Below are 17,888 nucleotides of genomic sequence, written 5' to 3'. Positions count from 1 at the left end.
ATCCGTTAAAACTTTGTCTCAAACGTCGCTTGTTGCACCTGTTGTGCTCGACGCGCCATCACTATTGAGTCACTGAATTTTCCATGAGCAACGGGATGTCCCATCGCTCGAGCGATGTACGCCATCGACTGATCAACATGAGCAAAGAACTTGTGCCAACCGGCACATAAATAGTTCAAGCCCGGTTCACCTGCACGAGTTTTAATAAAGCGATTTTTAGGACACTCTCCATGGCAGGCAAACTTATAGTCACATTGCTGACATTGGCTAGTCAGTGTGCGTGATTTCGCAAAGCCAAATTTCTGTTGGGGCGCGCTGTAAGCGAGATCCTCAAGCTTCTCATGATGAATGTTACCTATCTTGTATTCAGGGTATACATAGTGGTCACATGAAAATACGTCGCCGTTCGGCTCCATCGCCAACCCTTTTCCGCATATTTCATTCAAAGTACAAAGAGGATTTGGACGGCCAATCCATGTTTCTAGACTGGCTTCAAAATACTGAACAAACACTTTACCGATGTCGTTCTTCGACCACTCATCAAACACAGAAATAAGGAAATTACCCCACGCCAAGTCTGACACACACCACGATTCCATGATGGAATCTTTATGACCAGGGATCAGACGCTTGTCGCCTTGTTTTAATTGTTCGCTCACTTGAGATGTTTGAGGCGCAACCGTTCTAAAGGTTTTTTGCTCTACGATAGGAATGAACTGCATTTGCGGTGATTTAACTTCATCGCGTAAAAAGCGATACACCTCTAATGCATTTTGGCTGGTTAAATTATTCACACAGGTAAGCGTGGCGAACTTCACTTGATATTTGTGCAGCAGTTCGACTGCCGCCATTACTTGCTTGAATGTGCCACGCCCTGCTCTGTTGGTACGATAGGCGTTATGGAGCATTTCTGGGCCATCAATACTTAAACCGATCAGGAAGTTGTTCTTCGCTAAGAATTGCCCCCAATCGTCATTTAAAAGTGTGCCATTGGTTTGTAGGTCATTTGAAATCAACACACCTTGAGGTTGATACTTCTTTTGTAGCTCAACCACTTTTTCAAAATACGCTAAACCCAGCATGGTCGGTTCACCGCCCTGCCATGAGAAAATAATTTCAGGGGTATTTTGTCCTTCGATGTATTGTCGGATGTAAGTCTCCAACGTCTCATCATCCATTCTTGGAGAACTGCCTTTCTTGTACTCCAACAAATCTTGCTTACTTAGGTAATAACAATATTTACAGTCAATGTTGCACGCTGCGCCAATCGGTTTAGCCATAACATGTAAGCGCTTAGACGCTTTACCGTTATATTGTGGACCTTGAGTAATGTGCATGATTTACCTACCTATCTTAATGTCTTGTTCCCATCATAATTCCTAATAAAGTCAGTGGCATGTTATACCCTTTATAACCAATAGGAATGACCTTAAACGTTAGAATCACAGCCTATTTCGAACATTTGAGGCACGTGATGAAATTTTTCAATTACAAATATTTAGCAGCGATTAGCAGCGTTACCATGACAATTTTTCTGAGTGGCTGTGTAAGCGTGCCTACACACCCCATCGCCCAAAAAATTGACCAAGATATGGTGCTGGTTGAAGGTGGTACATTCACCATGGGTTCAAACAACTCTGACGCAACCAAAGCCGAGCGACCCGCGCGTAATATAACTGTAAATAGTTTCTACATTGCAAAGTTTGAGGTAACTCAAGAATTGTTCGAATCTGTTATGGGTTCATCTCTCAGTTACTTCCAAAACCCTCAGGTTCCAGTCAATAACCTCAGCTGGCAACAAGCTAACTATTTCGTTGAGCAACTGAACGAATTAACGGGCGAGGAATACCGCCTTCCAACTGAAGCCGAATGGGAATTTGCAGCGAAAGGTGGTAACAAAAGTAAAGGCTTTACTTACAGTGGTTCCAACAACTTAGATGATGTTGCGTGGTACTCAGCAAATTCTAAAAATAGCGCACATCCTGTCGGGCTAAAGAAGCCAAATGAACTAGGCTTATATGACATGAGCGGAAATGTTGGAGAGTTTGTGATTGATGCCTTCGATGACACCTTCTATCGATTCGGTCCAACAGACAATCCTAACAACGCAAAACACAGCGACGTTGGTTTATCACATAAATCAGTTCGCGGTGGCAGCTTTGCGTATGACAAAAATGAATCTGAAAGTTACCGTCGTGACTTCGCAAGCCAATCGATCACTATGTCGGACATGGGCCTGCGCCTAGTGAAAGATACCGACTAGTTACCAGCGCAAGCTCGTTACAGATCATAACTAGTTACTGATGAAAACCGCGAACGAATTAAGGCTGAAACGAGTAAAAAATTCGACAAGTAAAAGATACAAGCTAACGAAAAACCCTATGGTCACTGAACAGAGGTCTGCCTCTGTTCAGTGTCCAATCCAGGTCATTTGAAGTAACGAAATCACATCGAAGAAGGACACTCTATGCAATACACCAAAATTTCTGGCTTAACACTTGCCGTGCTTTGTGCATTTCCAGCGTCGGCAGCCGATAAGCCAGACCTAGTCCTACAAATCACGGTAGATGGCCTACGTGCAGACCTTATAGAGCGGTATAAGCACAACTTCGGTGAAGGTGGATTTCGATATCTAATGGACGACGGTACTTACTACACCAATGCAAACTACCAACACGGCAACACAGAGACCATTGTGGGTCATGTATCGCTTGCAACCGGTGCTCCGCCGAGCGTACACGGCATGGTAGGTAATGTTTGGTATGACCGCAGTGAAGAACGTTTGGTTTATAACGTAGAAGATGGCAACTACAAGATGTTAACTTCAGGAGCGGGAGTTGATAAGGCCACCGAGATCGACCCAACGCAGAAGACAGCACAAGGTGATGGCCGCTCCCCAGCACCAATTCTCTCGACCACTTTTGGTGACGAGCTGACTATTTCAAACAGCGGTAAATCTAAAGTATTTGGCGTATCGGTAAAAGATCGCGGCGCAATATCTCTCGCCGGACATAGCGGTAAAGCTTTTTGGTTCTCAAAAGCACAATCTGAGTTTGTAACCAGTAACTATTACTACGATGAATATCCAGATTGGGTATCACGTTGGAATGAAAAAGCTATTGCGAGTCAATATTCCAAGCAAAAGTGGGAACTGTCCTTACCTCGTGAGAAATACACCCTGCAAGAACACAACATGGACCACAAGGTTAAACTAGGCAGTTTCGAACGCACGTTCCCACACCCTTACGGCCCTGCTAGTTACAAGTATTACAGTACAACATTGACCGTAAGCCCTGCTGGAGATGAAATCACTGAAAACTTTGCTAGTACGTTGTTGATGCAAGAGAAGTTAGGCCAAGGTGATGTGACTGATTATCTCTCCGTGAGCTTTTCATCGAATGACTATGTGGTCCACCTTTATGGTCCGGAGAGCTTAGAAACGGAAGACAACTTGATTCGTTTAGACAAAACAATTGCGAAGCTTTTAAAAACTGTCGATAACCAAGTCGGTTTGGAAAATACCTTAATTGTCTTGTCTGCCGACCATGGTGTTCCTGAATCATCACCTGCGGCAAACGCTCTCGGCTTCCGACAAGCACAATACTTCAATAAAGATACCCTTTTATCGCAAGGTGTAGAACAACGCTTGAAGAGTGAGTTTGGTTTAGGTAAAGACGCCATTCGATTGTATGCACAACCTTACATCTATCTGAACCACGACGTGATTGCCAAGAAAAAGGTCAATCTAGCGAAAGTGCAAAATGCCATCGCTGATGAAATTGCGAAAGTGAAAGGTGTTGCATTTGCAGTATCAAGCAGTGATATTGCGGCTAACCGAGTACCTGATACTCATGTGATGCAGCTAATCAAGAATAACTACCACCCTGCTCGCTCTGGTGATGTGTATGTAGTTTTTGCTCCACGTAGCTACATTAACGACATGGAAGGCCTTCAAATTGCCTCTACGCATGGCTCTCCATGGAAATATGACACTCATGTACCGGTAATTTTCGCAGGTTATGATGTTGAAGCTCAAAAGATCTCTCGTGCAGTTACGCCATACGATATAGCACCAACACTTTCGAATAAGCTGGGGATCACCCAGCCAAGTGGTTCAATTGGAGAGGTGTTACAAGAGATCACTGAATAGACTAAATCTCTAAGGTTTCGTCATCTAGATTTCGAATCCAGAATCCACTCAATAAAAGAGTCGTTTATCATATTCAGACTGACTCAGTCGAAACAGATAAACGACTCTTTTAGGTTTTTCCGTTCAAACCTAATTTTTACCAGAGTAACGAAATGCTTCTCGCGTCAACTGATTCAACTCATCGTCATTCATTTTGTTATGTACAACCGTAATACGCCCCAAGTAGATCAACGGCACTTCTTCTTGTCTTTCTTCTAGGTGGAACTTAATAGCTTCTGCGGTCGCAACGCCAAGGTCATCACTCATTCGCATTGGAGTAGCGTCTAACTCATCGGAGCGAATTTTCTCAATTTCCTTTGCCGTTCCTCCCCAACCTGTGACATAGATTTCAGACAACCGATCAGCTTTGCCCAACGCATCAACAGCGCCCATTGTCATCGCCGTATTTGCATTGTGTACCATTGTCACTTCAGGGAAATTACCTAAGACCAAACGAATCCCATCGGCACCACCAATTTTTTGATATTGACCGAAGTGCTCATATACCGTTAACCAGTCACCTCTCTCTTCAACACAATCTATAAAACCTTGCGAGCGTTGGGTGTCTGTTATTCCAGGAATCCCTCGATTGGCAGAAAACTCAACTTCACTCCCCAATTCTTGAAGTACGTGTTCACACAAAACATCCGCGCCCATCGAACTGGAAAAATCGAACCAACTGTCTGGTTGATGTACCCATTGTTCGTTTGGCGTGTGAAACGCCCAGATAAAAGTTTTGAAGTCTTTAGACGCAGACAACTTCTGAATATTACCTGCTTGAATATCCAATTCAGACGGTCCAAAAATGACGAAATCATAAGGCGCCTCAGAGTTCAGAACATGCTCTGTATGTTGTGTCTGTAACGAGTGTTCGATCTGTCTTGAAGTGAACTCCTCTATTTCAAACGGCAGCTCTAGATCAATGAGGCGCTCTTTCAATGCGGTGTAATTTCGTATCCAAAAGTCAGAAATATCTGCACTTGGGTAAATTAATGCAATCTTAACTGGTTTCTCAACTGTCATCGGGGCCATAGATATCGGGTCTCCACTGACAGTCTCTTGAAATTTATCCAGTTTTTTTACGTCTGAGGCTGTGTTTAAGCCACTTGCATTCACATGCAAAGGGAAAGAAAAACAAGCTGTAATCAGGGCTGGCAAGACGTTTTTACAAATTCGATGCAACATAACTGTTACCAAATGTTTGAATGTTTATTAACATTATTATAAATATAGAATAATAATGAATTAAAGCCTTTTATAGAGCCTATGAATAAGATATTAAGTTTTGCGGGTTTATTGCTCGCTACCACCTGCTCCTCCTCGAGTTTTGCAGGCAATCAAGAAGATGAATTCTTCAAATACGCTGAAGAAAAAGTGATGCGTGCGGTGTCAAGTCAGCTAACTTGGGGAGGTCCAACTCAAGGACCAGCCGTCCTCCACGAAAAAAGTATTATTTTTGTCGCGTCAGACTTACGCAATGGCGGCGTTTACGGTGTGGGAAAAGGCATATCTGAAGCCATTTCTAAAATTAGTTGGCACCTGCGGTTTATCGATGGTTTAGGTTCCGAAGTTAGACAGGGTGCCGCTATCAGAAAAGCCATTGGATTCGAGCCCGATGCGATTGTCTTAGGTGGAATTGATGCTGTCCGCCACAAGACCATATTGAAGCAAGCTGAAGATCTTGGGATCGTGGTTATTGGTTGGCACGCAACAGAACTCGTTGGAGGAAATCCAGAAATTGGTTTATACACCAACATAACCACTGACCCGCTTGATGTGGCAGAAGTTGCCGCCCTGCTTGCTATAGTCAATTCAAATGGTCGAACGAAAACGGTCGTTTTCACTGACCCCAACTATGAAATCGCCATGATCAAAGCAAATGCTATGGTTAATACCATCAAGCGATGTGGCACTTGTGAGGTTCTTGAACTGAACTACTTACCGTTGGATCAAATTGCCGAACAAATGCCTGCAACCTTAAAAGTGCTCGAACAAAAGTATGACGAAAAGATCACACACATGCTGGCGATCAACGACCTATATATTGATTACGCAATCCCATCTTTAGAATCGAATCTAGAAGAGTACAAACTTATTCCACAAAACATTTCGGCTGGAGACGGAAGTAAAGCGGCGTATAAAAGGATTAATAGCGGTCAATTTCAACTCGCAACCGTCCCCGAACCCCTATACCTACAAGGGTGGCAGATAGTCGACGAACTCAACCGAGCATTTAATCAAATGCCACCGAGCGGTTATTCAGCCCCTGTTCATTTGGTTACCCCAGACAACGTCGAAGAGCTTATCAACCAAGAAGACACCGGAATTTATGACCCTAAAAATGGCTACCGTGAAGCATATTTGAGAATTTGGAAGCCAAAATGAAATTGAACCAGATAAACATCACCCAAAGACTCATTATCTCCAACCTTTTGTCGTTATTGATTGTAAGCCTTGCCGTTATAACGGTGATTCGCTCCCTATATTACGTAGAGTCGACACTGAAAACCGAAACCTCAACGCATGTATCAGAGTTAATTGTTAACTCTGAAATCAGCCGCCGAGTTTTTACCTTAACGTCGAGAGTAAAACTACTTGAACAAACCTTTTTGTTCAGTGAAACCACTTTATCTGAAGAAGCATTTAATGTTGATTTTCAACTACAGAGGTTAAGGGGCTTATCAACGAACGAAGGCTTTTCGCAGAGAATTGATGCATTCATTAATAATTTTCATCGATTTTTGGGTAGCTCACTCGCATTAAATCGAATTCTAAAACAGACCAACAAAATTGATGTAACGCTAGCAGACCAACTTGATCAGCTCGAATTTGCTATCGCCGATAGTAAACTTAAACATTTAGATAAACCTGATTTTATTCTTTATAACAACGAGTTAGATCTGATAAATATGTTACGAGAATCTTTTCTTACTTCTGGAAAAATGGTTGGCGACATTCATAGCCGTATTACCCCAGAAACCGAAAAAGTGCTGCTTATCGAAGTAGAAAAAGAACTCGATATATTCTTACTTCACTTAGAAAATGTAGATATCGAAACCGCTGCTGTCATTGCCGAGAAGAAAAAGATCAGCCGTACAGTTAGGCAGTACTACGCGGCTTTAAAACGAATTCGAGCTAATTTAGAGCAACGGTGGCTAGTCATGGCGTCCCTGTTAGCAGCACAAAGTGACTTATTGGAAATGGTAGAGAACACAGAGTCACGAGTTCAAAAACAAGCATTGGAACTCACCGATCAACTAGAGAAAGAGATCGGAAAATCAAGACTCAACGCCATTGTCATGAGTTTCTTTGCGTTTGTTTTATCGATATTGCTAGTTAACCACGTCGTTAGACACCATATCAGAAAGCCTCTTAATGCCCTTAGACATGGCTTTGACCGTCTAGAGTCAGGTAGCCTAAAGAACCCAATAGCTTTAGGCAGGGCTGATGAATGGTCTCACTTAGAGAAAGCATACAATGACATGGCATCGAGGCTATCTGAAGCTTACCTTGAACTCACAGAAGAGAAGAAAAACTTCGACTTCTTAGCTCACCACGATCCACTGACAGGTTTGGCGAACCGTCTTTTGGCGACAAAAAAATTAGACAAAGAAATTAAACTGTCCACTAACACCAACACACCGTTTTTATTACTGTATCTCGATATTGATGAGTTTAAGACCATTAACGATTCATTAGGTCACGCACCAGGCGATAACCTGCTAGTCAACGTATCCGATATTTTGAGAAACCTGATTGGAGAGACTGGTTTCGTCGCTCGGATGGGGGGTGATGAGTTCATGATAATTTTCTCAAATGTTGGCTTGAAAGAAGGCGAAGCTCTCGCCGAACGCTTGAACCAAGCACTTAGAAAGCCCTATTACATCGGAAATAGCTCTATATTCGTTTCAGCGAGTATTGGTGTTTGTGAATACCCTACCCATGGCTTAGATGGCGAAACCTTGATCCGAAATGCTGACACAGCCATGTACCACGCCAAACGAAATGGCAGAGACCAATACCGAATTTATGCGGACAAGATGACGCATGAAGTCAACGATCTCATCGAAACTAATATAGGATTGCGTCAAGCCATCAATAATGATGAGCTTGAAGTTTTCTTCCAACCAAAAGTTGATTTGAACTCGCAAGAGATAATCGGAGCAGAAGCTCTCGTCAGATGGCGACACCCAAAGTTAGGATTACTTCCTCCCATTGATTTCCTTGAAGTTGCGGAGAAAAGTGACCTTATTATCGACATTGATAAATGGGTGTTCAAGGAGGTAGCAAACCTCATCACAGAGTGGCAACACGCAGGGATAGACTTACAAGGCGTCATCTTTTCAGTCAATTTTTCCGCTCGAATGTTCTACATGACAGACCTTGCTCAACAACTACAAGTGATTCTCGATGAAACAGATTGTAAGCCTCATCAGCTTTTACTGGAGATTACAAAGAGAGACATGATGAGAGACTTTGAAACATGCTCGAGAACAATAGAAGTTTTACATTCAAAGGGTTATAAAATAGCGATCGATGATTTTGGTACCGGCTATTCCTCTTTGTCGGTTTTGAAAAACCTTTCTGCTGATTGCGTCAAATTGGACCGCAGCTTCATTGAAGACATCAACTCTTCAAAGGTGGATTACGAAATAACGTGCGCAGTATTGAAACTCGCACAAATACTCGATTTTTCAGTCATCGCTGAGGGCCTTGAAACACAAAGTCACGTTGAAACTTTACGGAATATAGGCTGCAAATATGCACAAGGTTACTTCTTCGCCAAACCTCTTCCTGTTGATGCCTGGCTCTCCTATTTCTTAATTAACTCAAAGCAAAACGAAAACAAGTTGCACGCCAGAGAGTTACTTTAAATGAAATTATCGACTGTGGCTTAAAAAACAATAAAACGGATCTCACCGCAGTTATAACATGTGATTCACCTTAACGTGCAAGCCATATTATGCATGAACAGTTAAACGATATTACGCGTCAGCAGTCAGGCAATGTAATGCGTCACCAGCCAATATGCTACGCGTTCACAGTCAAACATGGACAATTGCTTGGCAACACCAAACTGATACTGGCAGGGACAACTTCAAATCGAATCTGATTTGAACGATAAGGTTCTCCGTCTAAGTTAACGGGTAAAGTTTGAGGGAAATCGATATCGAGCCAGCGAGCTTGAGTATGCACGACATATTTACCATTTTCAGCAGGGCGCTTTAGCTCTTCAATCACTTGCGGTAATTCTGACGCGACAAACGATTTAACTAACGTTAAATCCATCAAGCCATCGTCAATCAGAGCTTCGGGCGCAAGCAATTGTCCACCACCCGCTAAGCGTCCATTGCAAAAAGCGCCAACCAGAATTTCACCGGTAAATGTGCCTTTATCTATGGTCAAAGTGCCGCTGTAAGGCTTAAAACCAAGCGCTTTCACTACACCTGTTAGTGTGTATGCCCCACCACCGAGAAAGTCTTTCAATTCAACAGGTGTTTCTGCTGTCACCTCTGCGCCAAAACCGGCCGCCGCCACATTCATAAAGTAACGATCGTTTGCTTTAACACTATCAACAGCATAGGCCGAGCCTTTTAAAGCTAATTTGAAGGCCGATGCTATATCATTAGGAATCCCTATAGCGGTCGCAAAGTCGTTTGCTGTACCCATTGGGATAATGGCAAGTTGCGGCCTTTCGCTCGCGCGAAATTGGTTGAGCGCGTTAACCGCTTCATTAACCGTCCCATCACCACCAGCAATAATCAGTCGTTTTACACCATCGCATATCGCTTCACTTACAAGGCGAAACATATCCGAAGACTCCCAAGTAACTCTAACTTGCAAGTCGATATCTTGCTCTCTAGCAGCAAAGACCGCTTGTCTTAGCTCAGGAATATTGGCTTTCTTTCCATTTAAAATCGCACGAACGCTTTCCATGTCTATATTCCCTATTGTGCTAGCTTGATATCTCTTTCGCAGCCGCTTTGATCTTACCTCTTAACCATTTATGGTTAGGCTCATTGGTTCTACTTGGATGCCAGATCATACACATATCCAGATCATCGATATGGAACGGCAAAGGTAATGTTTTTACCTTGTATTTATCAGCAAAACAACGAACTGACGACATAGGCAGCATACCGATGTAATCTGAGCTCTCTATGACAGGAAGCATTTCAACTACACCCGCAGCACGGTAAACCACTCTTCGCTTCTCTAGGTCACTAAAATGCTCTGAGCTTAAAAGGCTTTTACGAGCGTGCCAACGAGATACAACCACATGATCCAAAGATAAGAATTGTTCCATATCGATCGTATCACCTATTGTTGGGTGATCAGCACGGCACACGACAACGAGCTCTTCTGTCGAAATCACCTCATGCTTCAGCATAGTTCTTCCTTTTGGCGTCATATCGACAATCACATCGTGTCTTTGTAGCCTTAAATCGGACTCGTAGTCTTCGGTAAACAATGGATGAATTTCTAACGCTATACCAGGCGCAACCTGGCTAATTAACTGCATAACTCTTGGCATCATTTCGTAGCTTGCCGCAGAAACGCAGGCAACAGAAAAAATACGATTTGATGTTTTAGGGTCAAAGTCTCTCGAAGCCGACAGAGTAGAAGTGAAATTTTTTAACGCTGCAGCCATTGCTGGATAAATATCAATAGCAAATGTCGTCGGTTCAACACCTGAAGTCGTTCGGTGAAACAGTGGCTCATCATAAATATCACGCAGCCTAGCGAGCGCTTTGCTTACCGCTGGCTGGCTGATGTCCATACGATTCGCAGCCCTAGACAAGTTCTGCTCTTCATAAATAGCGACAAAAATAGGAATTAAATTTAGTTCAGTACTTTTCATACAGTTCCATAGTAAAGAAGCAGGTTCCCCATATTAGAGAACCTGCCGATTATGTTCGATGCGAATTGCTAAAAGTTGTGCGTAATGCCGCGATTAGCCCACAATTTTTATAGATATTTCAATTTGACGGATTTCATCGCATACATGCACTTCTCATCGCAAAGCTACTCAGTTCTATCTTTTAAGTCTGGCAATGCTTTAGGAATTTTCAAGCGGCTAATAATCGTACGAGAAGCGCCTGATTTTGATTTTCCAGATGATAGGTTTCGTAACCCTCGCCATAAACGCGTAAAGACGGCTTGATCTTTACACCCTTGCTGGAGCACTTCGCTATCTTCCACCCATCGTTTTTGTCCATTCAATTTACCAAGTTGCGCTTTACTCAGCTCGAGTTGGGCGGTTTCACTGCGTAGTTGACGATAGACAAAGGTTCTTAATGCAGGCCAATTTCTTTGCTTAAGTAAACGACGCAATACCAGCCAATCTGGCGTTGGGTGGTTTCGGTAATAACGCTTAATCGCGAAGATTAAACAAATAAGTGCTACCAAGCCAATAACGGAAAAAACAATGACATGCATGTAGGCCTTGAAGAAAGATTTAAGCGTGTGTCGCGCTTTGAAAGCCTGACCTTCAATAATAACACTTTCAAGGCGCTGATTCTTACTGTCCCACCACTGGAATGAGAATTCAGGCAAGGTAAACTCACCACCTTGTTGAATCACATAAACCGTTTCTTCAATACGACTTGAACGGTAATCACCTCGCTCTTGTGTATCATCTAAACGGTTAGGTTGCGGATACGCTTGATATTGCTGAGTGGCTTCATTAGTCAGTACATTTGGTAACAACACAGATAGGCTGTCTTTCGCCTTTATTGTCACGGTATGAGTAATGGCATCACCCACTTTCAACTCTTCGTTCGAGCGCTGCCATCGCTGATCAACATCCACATTTGTCGCTGAAAACCAAGGCGATTCATCGTTCAATAAGCCAGAAGGTAATGATGCTTCAAACTTAATTGGCTGCGTGTACAGCGTGCCACCAACGTTTGATCCATCAGGAGCGGAAACTTGAACACGAACAGGTAACCTCGGAATCACAAATTTACCCGATGTCATCGGATAGAGCGTCACTTCCCAACGTTGACGCGACCATGTAGTCCCCCCTACTCTTTCAGTATAGTTAGTCGCGAGTTGGTTACGTTGTTTAGCAATCACATTAGAAATTTCGATACTGCCAATTCGCGTACCACCTGTTAGCCAGCGAGGGGTCGCCACCTCAATGTTCAAAATCACTTGCTCATTAACGCTCACTTTAGCTGGCGTTATCTTGTCGCCCGATTTAGGTTTCTCTCCAACCCAAGCGATCAATTCAACATCACCACTCTTTTGTAGATCATAGATATCGGTTGCAGAAGCAAGACTAGGTAAAACACAACTCAACACAAGAGTAATCGACAGTAACCACGTACGGGCTCTGAATCGCACGCTCTTTGATTGAATGGCTTCAAGAGCTAAATCATATCGACTCATTGTGTTTGCTCCTGTTTTAACGCCTGTTCCTGTTTCGGCTTCTGTTCGATCGAAGGCGCAGGTTCTCGTAGTTGAATTTGGAATTTAGATTTTAAGAAAAACTTAGGGTCGGCTTCTACTCGTTTTAACCACTTGTCTGCCAGTTCTTGACTACCCAAAATTTCGTTAGCGTTAAGTGTTTCCTTAAGCATTAGTTCTGCGACCGTTTCTTCTTCCGCACCATCGCCAGTGCGCGGCTGGTCGTCATCTAACTCTAACGACTCCTCTGGGCCATCTGTAGTGCCTGATTGGCTTTCGCTGGTGCGATTGACCTCTTCGACAATACCGCCTATTACCGCTAAGTTATGCTCAACGTCAGGCCTTAGTTCTGGTGAAAGGTCTGGTTTTTCACTCAATGCTTTCAACAAATCTCGTGCGGCAAGGTATTCACGTTGACGAGCTAAAGCACTCGCAGCGTTATACAAACCAAAATCGGTTTTCGTTTGTAAGAACGCACTATGAGCTAGTTTAAAATCACGAGCATAATAATAGGCAACACCTTTTCTCATTGGCTCTTTAAAGTGCTTGGCAGCTTCAAGGTATTCTTGTTGGTTCAACAAACGCTGCCCCTGTTGGTCTGGAGTGAGCCATAAATCCCACCACCATTGAGCCGTTTTGTCCCAAGCAGTCACGGACTCTTCAACTACCGGCTTGTCAGCCGTTAAACTGACCGTTTTCGCCAAAGTGTCTAGTGAATACATGCTGCTTGTGATCATCAAACCAACGACACACCACTGCACCAGCCACCCTTTTCTGAACCACAACAACATGATGATCGCCATTGGAATGAGCAGACCATAACCCATATCTTTCCAAGGCATCGAAGATTCACCATTAAGTTGCATGTTTCTCTCAACAGCCCGGTTTAGTTGTTGGATATCGGTGTCATCAACGGTTACCTCAATCACTCGACCACCCGTCTTGCTCGCCAAATTACGCAATGAATCTAGGTCGACTGGGTTATCGCTCACCACATTACTGTTTCCTGCAGCTAGGATGAGCAACTGATACGGGTTGTCGTTAAAGAAGGTTTCGAAAGCTTTAATAGTACTAGGGTTAACACCATCTGATACCAACAACACTGACGAGCCTAACTCACCAGACAATTGCTGATTAATAAGTGGCAGCGCTTCCTCTGCTGATTTACCAGAAATAGGCATGATATCAGGCGTTATTGCCGCAAGAAACGGTTCAAACACCTTGCTATCTTGAGTTACGGGCATCGCGACGTGCGCACTGCCTGCATAAACAACCAAACCTGTGTTACCACCTTTGCGAGCTGCGAGTAAGTCTCTAATTTTCTGCTTAGATCGCTCCAAGCGACTCGGAGGTAAATCTTTGGCAAGCATGGATTCACTGTTATCAAGCACCACTAACATTGAAGCTTTGTCTTCACCGAAAGGCGAAGCTTCACGTTGCCATGTTGGCCCAGAACAAATAATGATGGCGACCGTCACAATGACCATCAATAACTTCAATGGTAATTGCTTACGCCAACCGGTTTCACCAATGGTCAACGCATCACGTAAGTGATCAGGAAGAATGTCTTTCCACGTTGGCTTAGTTTCTTCTCTCCAACGAATCCATAGTAGGAAGAACATCGGTATAAAGGCCAATAACCACAATGGCCGAATAAAATGAAATTGGGTAAGGAACTGATGTAGCATGAGAGAATCAGGCATCGTCCTCTCCTTTCAAAGTTCTAGTTGAAGAAGCCAAAAGCGATCTTCGACGTACCGTCGCCAAGCTGAACGCGGTCAAATACATCACAACAACCATCGCCATCAAATAATGATGTAGACCTTGCTTAGGACGATAAGTGGTACTTTCATATAGCTGAGGCTCTAGCTCACCAATCTGAGCGTAAGCTTTGGTCAGTTCATCACGGTTAAGTGCTTCAAAAGCCTCACCACCGGACTCTTGAGCCACGCGCTTAATCGTTTCCATATCCAGAGCCACTTCACCGACCGTTTGCGGATCACCCATGGCGATAACGTGTATACGAACACCTTTAGCTTTAGCAACTTTGGCAGCATCAATCGGCTCTACAAAACTTCCCGTATCATTGCCATCGGTTAGCACAATCACGACCTTCTCTTTCACGTTGGTATCGACGCTTGAGTCTTGAACCGCAGCATTCTGCTTCTCGCTTTGTTCAAACACCTTAATTGCCAAACCAATTGCATCACCTAAATGAGTACTTTGACCCGCCATCGCAACATCGGTTTGGTTGAGTAGCTCAAGCCATACCTCTTGGTCAGCCGTAAATGGGGTTTGTACAAACGCTGCATCACCAAACAGAATCAAACCGAGTCTGTCGCCTTTTCTGGTTGTCGCAAAATCAGCCAGCACTTCTTTGGTCGCATCTAAGCGAGAGATCTTATCCCCTTGTTTAGAAGTGAAATCTTCTTCTGCCATTGAACCCGATAAATCGACAACTACCATCACGTCGCGGCCCAATTGTTCACGAACTTGTGGCTCCCCGAGAATGGTTGGTTTAGCTAACGCACAGACCACCAATACCCAAGTAATAATGAGTGTTGTTCGTTGCCACCAACTAGGGGATAACTGACTTGCCCCTTCAGAAGGCGCTTCACCAATCGCCTCAACCAACTCTCGGAAGAATGGCACTTTAATAGCCATTTGCTTGGTGCGATAAGCTGGCACGGCAAAGTAGACCAACAAAGGTAAAGGTAGTGCGATAAACCACAATGGATGCACGAATTCAAAACTGGCGGATAAAGTATCAAACATGATCTTGTCCTCCAGTCGTCATTTGTATCTCCGGCTTATGAAGTTTTAACCATGTCATTGCGGTTTGAATTACCTCTAAACGCTGCTCAAAGGTTAAACGCACGTTTGGGTCTATCAGGCTTTGCATCCATAATCCCGAAACTTCATCAGCAAAAAATGCACTGCTTGTATTGGTGTTAGCGCCAACTGGCAGATAAGCATTCAATCGATTCACATAGGCTTGACCGAACAATTTTGCATTGCTGCTGTCTAGGTAGCGAAGTACCACTTTGAGCACTTTAAATGTTCGCTCGGTAGAATTTTTGTCTCTCGCGTCCAATAAAATCAGTTCATTGAGTGCTTCTTTTCGATAACGGTTATTCCACCACTTTAACGCTATGCGATAAGCCAGATAAAAAGCGACCAATAATAAGGCCACACCAAGGATCTTCCAACCGATGGTTTGAGGAACCCAACTCACGCTTTCAGGAATAGTTACATCATGTAATTCACGAAGAATATAAGTACTAGGAGCAGTATGTTCAACAGCCATTTAGCGTCCTCCCACCAGCTTTTGAAGCTGCGATATGTGAGCGCCAGATGTATCTAGTTCGATATAAGGGAGACTTTTCATCGCCATTAATTTGGCCAGTGATTGTTTTTGGAGTGCTGCTTTTTGGGATAGGCTTTCACTCGCTAGATTAACCTTAGATTGGCTATCTAGGTTGAGTTGAAAATGACCATCACCCACCACCCAATTTGCGCTAGCAAGGTCTTGAGGCAGTGATTGTTCTAATGGATCGGTCACCATAATGGCTAAGATGTCGTTGTGTTGCTGAAGTTGTTTCAGCCGATCAAGGTGCTGTTCTTGGCAGTCTCGCCAGTCACTAATAAATATTAGAGTCGACTGCTTTAGCCTCATTCTCTTGATCAGTTCAATCCATTGACTAAACCCAACACCATCATTGTCACTGACACTCACCCCTAAGCTTTGATTGGCTTTTGCTAGGTGCTTGAGCTGCGCTAGTAAATCAGACTGAGAACGCTGTGCTTTGCTGTGAAATAGCTTTTGGTGTGAAGCTAAAACAAAGCCGACACGGTCGCCGTCTTTAAGTACTCGCCATCCACACAATGCCGCCACTTCGGCAGCCACAACAGATTTCATGGTATTTTGAGAAGCGAAAAACATCGAACTGCGCTGATCAACACAGATCATCACATTTCGGTCTTTCTCTTCGGTGTAACTACGAACATGCGGCTTGCCTGTTCGCATTGTCACTTTCCAATCAAGGTTGCGGATATCATCACCCAATTGATAATGACGCAGTTCCTCAAAATTCAAACCTCGACCGCGAAACAAAGAATTATGTCGGCCTGACAGTACGCTGCCTGCCTTTAAATGAGGTAACAGAGAAAACGACTCAGCTTGAGCCTGTATTCGCACTAGCCTTGAATAGTCACAATACAGTCGAGGATCAAGGCCTTGCGATTCAGGAGCTTGTGTTGGCTTCGCCATAACGCCCCCTAGTTATCCGATCTCAACATTATCAAGCAGCTCTTCAACTACTCGTTGATGGTTCACACCATCAGCCAATGCGTCATAAGATAGCGAAAATCGATGGCCTAATACGGTCGGTAACATTGCTCGCACATCGTCTAACGTGACGTGGTCACGCCCTTGTAGCCACGCATAAGCGCGTGCACATTTATCCAAGGAGATTGACGCTCGTGGGCTTGAACCTATCTCAATCCATTTAGACAAGTTTGATTCTGGGTAACGCTCTGGCTTACGAGTCGCCATCACCAAGGCCACAATGTAGTTTTCGACTAAATCAGAAACCGCAATATCAGGAAGTTGGCGACGAGCTTCAAGTACCAATTCAGGTTCAATATGCTGTGGGGTGACTAATTCTGAACTGGTCTCGCTGCCCAACTCTTCGCTGCGCACCAGTCGAATAATGTCACGCTCCGCTTCGTCTTCTGGGTAGTCGACCGTCACTTTCATAATGAAACGGTCCATTTGCGCCTCAGGCAGTGGATACGTGCCTTCTTGTTCAACAGGGTTTTGAGTCGCTAGCACCATGAACAAGTCTGGAAGGATATGAGTTTGACCACCTACGGTTATCGTGCCTTCCGCCATCGCTTCAAGCAGAGCCGCTTGCACCTTCGCAGGGGCACGGTTCACTTCATCGGCCAGAACAATGCTATTGAAAATAGGCCCCGGTTGGAAATGCAGTTGAGGCTTACCATCCAGCTCTTGATACACTTCAGTACCCGTAACATCTGATGGCAAGAGATCGGGCGTAAACTGAATACGGCCAAAGCTTGTATTCAGTAAATTCGCCAACGACTTCACCGAGCGCGTTTTCGCAGTACCAGGGAGCCCTTCTAGAAGCACATGGCCATTGGTCAATAACCCTATCACCAGAGCCCGAACGACGTGGCTCTGACCGATAACACTTTTCTCTGTCTGTTCAATCAGTTGGTTTATTGCTTGTTGCGCATGGTTCATAGGTCTTCCCTTAATTCAATC

The 17,888-nt window shown here is 44.0% G+C and carries 14 protein-coding genes; 4 read left to right on the top strand and 10 right to left on the bottom strand.

Annotated elements, in window-relative coordinates; translation table 11 throughout:
• Positions 1 to 5 precede the first annotated feature (5 nt).
• Positions 6 to 1,337 carry an anaerobic sulfatase maturase gene (locus OCV36_RS19640; RefSeq protein WP_135456890.1) on the bottom strand — a complete coding sequence of 444 codons (1,332 nt, stop codon included), beginning with the start codon at positions 1,335 to 1,337 and terminating at the stop codon, positions 6 to 8.
• Positions 1,338 to 1,474: 137 nt separating this feature from the next.
• Between OCV36_RS19640 and OCV36_RS19635 the strand changes: the two genes are divergently transcribed.
• Positions 1,475 to 2,263: a formylglycine-generating enzyme family protein gene (locus OCV36_RS19635; protein WP_135456888.1), complete on the top strand. Its 789-nt coding sequence runs from the start codon at positions 1,475 to 1,477 to the stop codon at positions 2,261 to 2,263.
• 204 nt (positions 2,264 to 2,467) lie between these two features.
• Positions 2,468 to 4,150 (top strand): alkaline phosphatase family protein, encoded by a 1,683-nt coding sequence (locus tag OCV36_RS19630; RefSeq protein WP_135456886.1) that lies wholly within the window; start codon positions 2,468 to 2,470, stop codon positions 4,148 to 4,150.
• A gap of 129 nt (positions 4,151 to 4,279) precedes the next feature.
• On the opposite strand, the gene OCV36_RS19625 is transcribed toward OCV36_RS19630, so the two are convergent.
• A complete protein-coding gene (locus OCV36_RS19625; RefSeq protein WP_135456883.1) occupies positions 4,280 to 5,374 on the bottom strand; it encodes a substrate-binding domain-containing protein in 1,095 nt (364 codons plus the stop codon).
• A gap of 81 nt (positions 5,375 to 5,455) precedes the next feature.
• On the opposite strand from OCV36_RS19625, the gene OCV36_RS19620 reads away from it, so the two are divergent.
• On the top strand, positions 5,456 to 6,574 hold the full coding sequence (locus OCV36_RS19620) for a substrate-binding domain-containing protein (protein WP_135456882.1): 1,119 nt from the start codon (positions 5,456 to 5,458) through the stop codon (positions 6,572 to 6,574).
• The gene (locus OCV36_RS19615) at positions 6,571 to 9,063 is read left to right on the top strand and encodes an EAL domain-containing protein (RefSeq protein ID WP_135456880.1); all 2,493 of its coding nucleotides are present in this window, start codon (positions 6,571 to 6,573) and stop codon (positions 9,061 to 9,063) included. The genes OCV36_RS19620 and OCV36_RS19615 overlap by 4 nt, the downstream gene beginning before the upstream one ends.
• A gap of 157 nt (positions 9,064 to 9,220) precedes the next feature.
• Here OCV36_RS19615 and yegS read toward each other — a convergent pair whose 3' ends face one another.
• The 8 genes from yegS to OCV36_RS19575 form a co-directional block, all read right to left on the bottom strand.
• Complete coding sequence (gene yegS, locus OCV36_RS19610; RefSeq protein WP_135456878.1) at positions 9,221 to 10,126, bottom strand: lipid kinase YegS; 906 nt, start codon at positions 10,124 to 10,126, stop codon at positions 9,221 to 9,223.
• A 19-nt stretch (positions 10,127 to 10,145) separates the two neighbouring features.
• Complete coding sequence (locus tag OCV36_RS19605; protein WP_017073963.1) at positions 10,146 to 11,051, bottom strand: LysR family transcriptional regulator; 906 nt, start codon at positions 11,049 to 11,051, stop codon at positions 10,146 to 10,148.
• 164 nt (positions 11,052 to 11,215) lie between these two features.
• Positions 11,216 to 12,583, bottom strand: a complete 1,368-nt coding sequence (locus OCV36_RS19600; RefSeq protein ID WP_135456876.1) for a BatD family protein — start codon at positions 12,581 to 12,583, stop codon at positions 11,216 to 11,218.
• On the bottom strand, positions 12,580 to 14,304 hold the full coding sequence (locus tag OCV36_RS19595; RefSeq protein ID WP_135456874.1) for a VWA domain-containing protein: 1,725 nt from the start codon (positions 14,302 to 14,304) through the stop codon (positions 12,580 to 12,582). Before OCV36_RS19595 ends, OCV36_RS19600 begins: the two co-directional genes overlap by 4 nt.
• Positions 14,297 to 15,376 (bottom strand): vWA domain-containing protein, encoded by a 1,080-nt coding sequence (locus tag OCV36_RS19590; RefSeq protein WP_135456872.1) that lies wholly within the window; start codon positions 15,374 to 15,376, stop codon positions 14,297 to 14,299. The genes OCV36_RS19595 and OCV36_RS19590 overlap by 8 nt, the downstream gene beginning before the upstream one ends.
• On the bottom strand, positions 15,369 to 15,908 hold the full coding sequence (locus OCV36_RS19585; protein ID WP_135456870.1) for a DUF4381 domain-containing protein: 540 nt from the start codon (positions 15,906 to 15,908) through the stop codon (positions 15,369 to 15,371). Before OCV36_RS19585 ends, OCV36_RS19590 begins: the two co-directional genes overlap by 8 nt.
• Entirely contained in the window at positions 15,909 to 16,871 is a 963-nt protein-coding gene (locus OCV36_RS19580; protein ID WP_017073968.1) for a DUF58 domain-containing protein, read from the bottom strand.
• Positions 16,872 to 16,883: 12 nt separating this feature from the next.
• A complete protein-coding gene (locus OCV36_RS19575; RefSeq protein WP_065100989.1) occupies positions 16,884 to 17,867 on the bottom strand; it encodes an AAA family ATPase in 984 nt (327 codons plus the stop codon).
• Positions 17,868 to 17,888 lie beyond the last annotated feature (21 nt).

The sequence above is a fragment of the Vibrio echinoideorum genome, assembly GCF_024347455.1.
In the GTDB taxonomy this organism is placed as follows: domain Bacteria; phylum Pseudomonadota; class Gammaproteobacteria; order Enterobacterales; family Vibrionaceae; genus Vibrio; species Vibrio echinoideorum.
Note: the sequence above shows the minus strand (reverse complement) of the source record. Positions and strands in the feature narration are given on the sequence as shown.

Bases quoted from the DNA above. Each gene is read 5' to 3' on its own strand.
- OCV36_RS19640 (WP_135456890.1), bottom strand. From the start codon at position 1,337: ATGCACATTACTCAAGGTCCACAATATAACGGTAAAGCGTCTAAGCGC.
- OCV36_RS19635 (WP_135456888.1), top strand. From the start codon at position 1,475: ATGAAATTTTTCAATTACAAATATTTAGCAGCGATTAGCAGCGTTACC.
- OCV36_RS19630 (WP_135456886.1), top strand. From the start codon at position 2,468: ATGCAATACACCAAAATTTCTGGCTTAACACTTGCCGTGCTTTGTGCA.
- OCV36_RS19625 (WP_135456883.1), bottom strand. From the start codon at position 5,374: ATGTTGCATCGAATTTGTAAAAACGTCTTGCCAGCCCTGATTACAGCT.
- OCV36_RS19620 (WP_135456882.1), top strand. From the start codon at position 5,456: ATGAATAAGATATTAAGTTTTGCGGGTTTATTGCTCGCTACCACCTGC.
- OCV36_RS19615 (WP_135456880.1), top strand. From the start codon at position 6,571: ATGAAATTGAACCAGATAAACATCACCCAAAGACTCATTATCTCCAAC.
- yegS (WP_135456878.1), bottom strand. From the start codon at position 10,126: ATGGAAAGCGTTCGTGCGATTTTAAATGGAAAGAAAGCCAATATTCCT.
- OCV36_RS19605 (WP_017073963.1), bottom strand. From the start codon at position 11,051: ATGAAAAGTACTGAACTAAATTTAATTCCTATTTTTGTCGCTATTTAT.
- OCV36_RS19600 (WP_135456876.1), bottom strand. From the start codon at position 12,583: ATGAGTCGATATGATTTAGCTCTTGAAGCCATTCAATCAAAGAGCGTG.
- OCV36_RS19595 (WP_135456874.1), bottom strand. From the start codon at position 14,304: ATGCCTGATTCTCTCATGCTACATCAGTTCCTTACCCAATTTCATTTT.
- OCV36_RS19590 (WP_135456872.1), bottom strand. From the start codon at position 15,376: ATGTTTGATACTTTATCCGCCAGTTTTGAATTCGTGCATCCATTGTGG.
- OCV36_RS19585 (WP_135456870.1), bottom strand. From the start codon at position 15,908: ATGGCTGTTGAACATACTGCTCCTAGTACTTATATTCTTCGTGAATTA.
- OCV36_RS19580 (WP_017073968.1), bottom strand. From the start codon at position 16,871: ATGGCGAAGCCAACACAAGCTCCTGAATCGCAAGGCCTTGATCCTCGA.
- OCV36_RS19575 (WP_065100989.1), bottom strand. From the start codon at position 17,867: ATGAACCATGCGCAACAAGCAATAAACCAACTGATTGAACAGACAGAG.